This is a genomic window from Streptomyces calidiresistens, from assembly GCF_014141525.1.
GTDB classification, from domain to species: Bacteria; Actinomycetota; Actinomycetes; order Streptomycetales; family Streptomycetaceae; genus Streptomyces; species Streptomyces calidiresistens.
Window position 1 is genome coordinate 1 of the sequence record NZ_VKHS01000332.1, and the last position, 5,737, is coordinate 5,737.

Annotated in this window: 3 protein-coding genes; all 3 read left to right on the forward strand. The window is 71.0% G+C overall.

All coding sequences use genetic code 11. The features are described 5' to 3' along the window. Nucleotides 1-101: 101 nt before the first annotated feature. The 3 genes from FOE67_RS14660 to FOE67_RS14670 all read left to right on the forward strand — a co-directional run bounded on the left by FOE67_RS14660 (nt 102) and on the right by FOE67_RS14670 (nt 5,572). Complete coding sequence (locus tag FOE67_RS14660) at nt 102-995, forward strand: DUF3626 domain-containing protein (RefSeq protein WP_228473896.1); 894 nt, start codon at nt 102-104, stop codon at nt 993-995. Nucleotides 996-1,156: 161 nt separating this feature from the next. After that, nucleotides 1,157-2,176 carry a patatin-like phospholipase family protein gene (locus tag FOE67_RS14665; protein ID WP_182664375.1) on the forward strand — a complete coding sequence of 340 codons (1,020 nt, stop codon included), beginning with the start codon at nt 1,157-1,159 and terminating at the stop codon, nt 2,174-2,176. Between the two features lie 393 nt (nt 2,177-2,569). Next, nucleotides 2,570-5,572: a HEAT repeat domain-containing protein gene (locus FOE67_RS14670; RefSeq protein WP_182664377.1), complete on the forward strand. Its 3,003-nt coding sequence runs from the start codon at nt 2,570-2,572 to the stop codon at nt 5,570-5,572. The last annotated feature ends 165 nt before the right edge of the window (nt 5,573-5,737 follow it).

Genomic DNA, 5,737 nt, shown 5'->3' on the forward strand with positions numbered 1-5,737 from the left:
GTGTATAAGAGACAGCTCCCGGCCCTCCCCACGCGCCCCGGCCGGAAATCGAGATGTACCGAAGGACCGTGTCGGTACAGACTTCACGGATGGTGACCGACATGACCCGGTCACCGCAGGAGAGGGCCCTGCGCCACGTCACGTCCCTGTCCTCGGGAGACCCGCTGGACCCCCGCCTGCGGTTGACGATGAACTTCCACCCCGACCGGATGGTGGGCGGCCGACCGATCCTGCTCGGCATGGCGAGGGACGGGGTCTACCACTCCCAGTTCGTGACCGGTGCCGGCAACGGCGGACTGACCGCCCATCCGGGCGGGGACCGTTGGCTGTGGGAGAGCCGTATGTTCGCGGGAGCCTATGACCGGGCGGCTCCCCGGGAGCGTCCCGTCTACGGCGCGCTGAACTTCCGACGGAACCCCGCCGGCGGAGCGCCCCGGTTCGGCTCCTCGTACTTCAGGCTCACCTCCGACACCCTGCGGAGGGCCACGTTCTGCTACCCGGACAGCTCCACCGGCCCCTCGGCCTTCGGCGTGGCGTCCCGCTTCTCCCTCATCGAATTGGCCGAGACCGACGATCTCGACTCCCTGGACGGGCACATCGAGGCACAGATCCACGGCACCGTCGAACTCGCCCGGGACGTCGAGGCGCTGGTTCTCGACGCCTGCTACCGGGGCACGGCCGTGGAGGAGGACGCCGGTCGACTCCCGTGCCCGGTCGAATGGCACCCCGGCTTCCGCCTCGACGTGGACCACCTGCGACGGCACCCGGAGTACCGGGGGCAACGGTACGTGGACCTCGGCGTCGCCATCGCGATCGACGGCCGGCTCGACCCGGCGGTGATCGGGGACGCCGTTCGAGCGGGCCGTCACCACCCGCAGGAACTCAAGAGGGTCTGGCACTGCCTCGCCCGTTTCGGGGCCCCGCCGGTCGGTGGCGGGGAGGAGCCCGCGGACCGGGCCCCTCTCATGTGTTCCTGTGGGGCCCCGCCCGGCTGACCGGCCGGGGCCCGGTATCGAGTCGGCCGCTCGGACCCGCTCCGCCCCGGGGTACCGGCGGCTGAAACCCCCGTGTGGTCACGACCCCCATCCCGTACCGTCTGCCCCCGACGGCCCCGGGCACCCCGGGGAGACGGAAAGCGGGAACAGGGGGAGGCCACATGCAGCGGGAGAACCTCACCACCGGCGAGCGGCACGAGGTGTTACGGGTCATCGCCGAGCGGGCACGGGAGGGCGACGGCCCGGGGGCGCGCCGCGACGGCCTGCGCCTGGCCCTGGTCATCGAGGGCGGCGGCATGCGCGGAACGATCTCCGCCGGCATGGCCCTCGCGCTGCACGAGGCGGGCGTGACGCGGGTCTTCGACGCCGTCTACGGGGCCTCGGCGGGAGCCATCACCGGTGCCTGGCTGCTCAGCAGCACCCCGGAGAACCTGACGGGGTGGGCCGAACCCTCCTACGCGAGGGCGATGATCCGCCCATCCAACCTGTGGCTCCGCCGCCCCGTCGTCGACGTGCGCCACCTGATCGAGTACCTCTACCGCGAGGTCGCCCCGATGGACTTCGACTCCGTCCTGGCCAACCCCGTGGAGTTCCACCCGCTCGCCACCGACGCGCACTCCGGCCTCTCCACCGACCTGCGGCCGTTCCTGACCGGGCCGGTCGAACTGCGGTTGGCGCTGCGGGCCAGTGCGGCCCTGCCGTTCCTCGCCGGCCCGCCCGTCCGCCTCGGCGGGCACACCTTCTACGACGCCGGACTCGCCGAGTCCATCCCCTACCGCACCGCCCTGGCACAGGGCGCGACCCACGTGCTGGTGCTGCGCTCCCGTTCGGCGCCGATGCCCTCCCCGGCAGCCGGTTCCCGGGCACCCGCACGCCCCTCCCTCGGGGCGCGGCTGATCACCTCGACCACCCTGCGGAGCCACCCCGGGGCCCTGCACGAGGTCTTCCACTCCCGGAGTACCCGCCTGTCGGAGGACGACGCGCTCCTCGCCGCCTACGACCGCTCGGGGCTCCCGTCCGGGACACCGCCGGTGGACACGGCCCCCCGGAGCGAGCCCGCCGTGCTCTCGATCCGTCCGGCACCGGAGTCGCCCCGGGTCGGACGCCTCACCCGCGACGGGAAGACGCTGAAGGCCGCCCTCGAAGCGGGCCGCACTGCCGTCCGACGCCTCCTGCCCTGACGTCGGGGGAGACACCCCGGCCGCTGAACTGGAACGGCGCCCTCGGGCACGATCCGCTCCCGCCCGAAGGGGCGCCCCTCCACCGGAAGCCCTGCTCGGTCCCGCACGGGAGCGGGGGAGGTCACGAGTGTCGGGGATACGGCATTTTCCACGGCCATACCGTGAACAATGAAGGCTTTGAACGGAGTTGGGCCTCCGGCCCCGGCACCACCAAAGGTCCGAAGTCCCGTCCCGGGATACGCGGTGCGGTCGAGTGCCATGAACGCGCGGCCAGTGGGGCGTGAGCTGGAGAAACGAGGGGTGGGATCGGATATGGGGTTGCGTGGTGGGGGCACGAATGCCTCCCGAACGGGGGCTTCCCGAACCGGCAGCGCCGAGGCACGGGGCGGCTCGGTGGCCAACAGCGGCGTCATGCACATCGAGACCCTGGTGGTCGCCGGGGGCAAGTGGCCGGCCGGGGAGGTCTCGGAGGAGGAGGCCGCCGAGGCGGTGGCCGCGTACGCGCGACGGGTGCGGGACTCCTACGGCCGGCTGGACCTGGAGGTCCTCACCCCCCTGTCCGACCAGGGCGAGCACCCGGTGGTGGAACTGCGGGAGGTGTTCGTCCCACCGGGGGTACGGGCCGACCCACCACCGGTGTCGTTGCCGCGAGAGCTGATGAAGCGCCTGGCCGAGCACGGGGAACCGGCGGAGAACGCCCTGCCCCCGGGCGTGGAGAGCGCATATCCGGAGCAGGCGCGACAGGCCGCCCAACGGCCGGTGGAACCGGTACTGGAGGTACTGGGGAACGAGCGGAACGACCGGTTGGTGATCCTCGGCGACCCGGGCGCGGGAAAGTCCACCCTGGCCCGGTACGCGGCGCTCACCCTGACCTGCGGCGGCGGGGCCCTTCCCGAGTCCCTGGCGGGCCGACTGCCGGTGGTGGTCGAGCTGCGCCGGTACGCACAGGAGGAGTGGCGGGAGAAGCCGTTCGAGGAGTACCTCGACCACCTGTACGACACCGAGGGCATGTGCGTGCCGCGTCGGGTGCTGGCGCCGTTGCTGGCGTCGGGACGTGCCCTGGTGATCTTCGACGGCTTGGACGAGCTGTTCGACCCCGCGATTCGCGAGACCGTGGCGAAGCGGATCGCCGCGTTCGCCTCCCGCTACGCCGGAACACGGGTGGTGGTGACCTCCCGGGTCATCGGCTACCGCAAGGGCGTTCTCGCCGGAGCGGGGTTCGAGCACTACATGCTGCAGGACCTGGACACCGACCAGATCAAGGAGTTCACCCGCTGCTGGTACGCCACCGCCTGCCCCGGGGATCCCGCGAAGGCCACGGCTCTGCAAAAGCGGGTCACCGACGCCGTCACGCACTCCAGGGCGGTGGCGGAGTTGGCCGGCAACCCGCTGCTGCTGACCATCCTGGCCATCATCGGCCGCCGCCAGACCCTCCCTCGCGACCGGCAGGGGGTCTACGAACACGCCGTGACAGTCCTGGTGGCCCGCTGGGACCAGGACACCAAGCACCTCGCCCCCCGCGTCTCCCCGGAGGTGCGGGAGGTTCTGGAGGTGCTGGAGGCCGGAGAACTACTGGAGTTGCTGCGCCTCCTGGCCCGCAAGATGCAGGACGACATCGCCGGTAATCACATCCACACCGTGGATCTCGAAAAGATCCTGCACGACTACCTCAAAGACTACGACCTGCCCCCGGTCCAAGTCCGAGCTGCGACCAGGGCGATAGTGCGCCAGCTACGGGAGCGCAACTTCATCCTCAGCCACTACGGCAGCGGCGTATACGGCTTCGTCCACCGCACTTTCCTGGAATACCTCGCCGCCGCCGACCTCACCCACCGATACACACGGGACCGCGAGTGGACCCCGGACCAACTCGTTCACGACGTCCTCGGTGAACTGGCCGGGAAGCCGGCCTGGCACGAGGTACTGCTCCTGGTCACCGGCCAACTGGCGCCACCCCACGCGGGCCGGCTCATCGACCACCTCCTTCACCTCCACCGCACACGCGATGACCAACGCCTCCTCGCTCTCGCGGTGCGAGCCCTGGCCGAGGTGCGCAAGATCGGCCTCCTCACACAGCAGAGCGAGAATGTGGTGAGCGCTCTGATTTCCTCCTTGACCGATCATGTGGATACACACCTCTACCTGGAGGAGGCGGCCCCGGCGCTTGCCACATTCAGCGACCACTGGGCAGGCCGCCAACGGCTTCTTCGCTGGTCCCACCTCCATGGTCAATTTCTGAGTTTCCCCGGGTGGGTCGATGGCAGCCCGACATCCCAGGTAGCGCCCCTGTACCGCTCTCCCGGCACCCTTGAATTACTTGCCGTACACGCGCCGATCGCCCACGCGCGTCGCGCCGCCCTCGATCGCCTGGCCGAGCACTGGCCCAATCCCGCCACCCGCGAGCTCCTCACCCACCACGCCACCCAGGACCCCGACGAGAACCTCCGCTACGTCGCTCTCCAGCACCTGGCCCAGAACTGGCCCGACTCCACCACCCGCGAACTCCTCACCCACCACACCCTCCACGACTTCGACTCCAAACCCCGCACCACAGCGCTCCAAGCTCTGGCTGAGCACTGGCCCGACTCCACCACCCGCGAACTCCTCACCCACCACGCCAACAACCACCCCGACCCCTTCACCCGTCGCACCGCCCTCGCCTACCTGACCGGACGCTGGCCCGACGACACGAGCCGTGAACTTTTAACCGACCGCGCTGGCCATGATCCCGACCTCTTAATCCGTCGCACCGCCCTCGCTCGCCTGGCCAGGGGCTGGCCCGACCAGCACACCCGCCACCTCCTCACCCACCACGTCACCCAGGATCCCGATCCCCGCGTCCCAGTGCTCCAAGCTCTGGCCAGGTACTGGCCCGACTCCACCACCCGCGAACTCCTCACCCACCACGCCAACAACCACCCCGACCCCTTCACCCGTCGCACCGCCCTCGCCTACCTGACCCGACACTGGCCCGACCAGCACACCCGCGACCTCCTCACCCACCACGCCACCCACGAACCTCACCCTGAGCCCCGCCTCACCGTCCTGCGGAACCTGACCCGACACTGGCCCGACCAGACCACCCGCAACCTCCTCACCCACCACGCCACCCGGGACCCCGACGAGGACTTGCGGCTCACCGCCCTGCGCATGTGGGCGGTGGCAGGCGGGCCGGAGGTCGGGCCGGTGCTGGTGCGGCGGGTGCGGGAGGACGCGAGCGGGGTGGTGCGCGCCGGGCTGGCGTGGACGCTGGCGTTCGGTTGGTACGACGAGCCGGAGGTTCACACCCTCCTGCGGTCCGTGGCCGGGGACGACGAGGACGAGCGGGTGCGCGAGGAGGCGACGGCGGCGCTCGCGGCGGCGGAGGCGATGCGCGATCATGCCGACCACGTCTGACGGCGGTCGCCCGGCGCCGTCCCCATCGGCCCGCGCCGGCCAAGCCGCCGAAACGGCTCCGTCGCAACCGGCTTCCGGGGCACGATGGTGACCGACCACTCGGACGAGGGCGGGGAGGGGCCGTGACGAGGACGACGCGGATGCTGGTGATCGCCGGTGGTGGGG

Excerpts from the sequence above, each read along its gene's own strand:
- FOE67_RS14660 (WP_228473896.1), top strand. The coding sequence starts at position 102 with ATGACCCGGTCACCGCAGGAGAGGGCCCTGCGCCACGTCACGTCCCTG.
- FOE67_RS14665 (WP_182664375.1), top strand. The coding sequence starts at position 1,157 with ATGCAGCGGGAGAACCTCACCACCGGCGAGCGGCACGAGGTGTTACGG.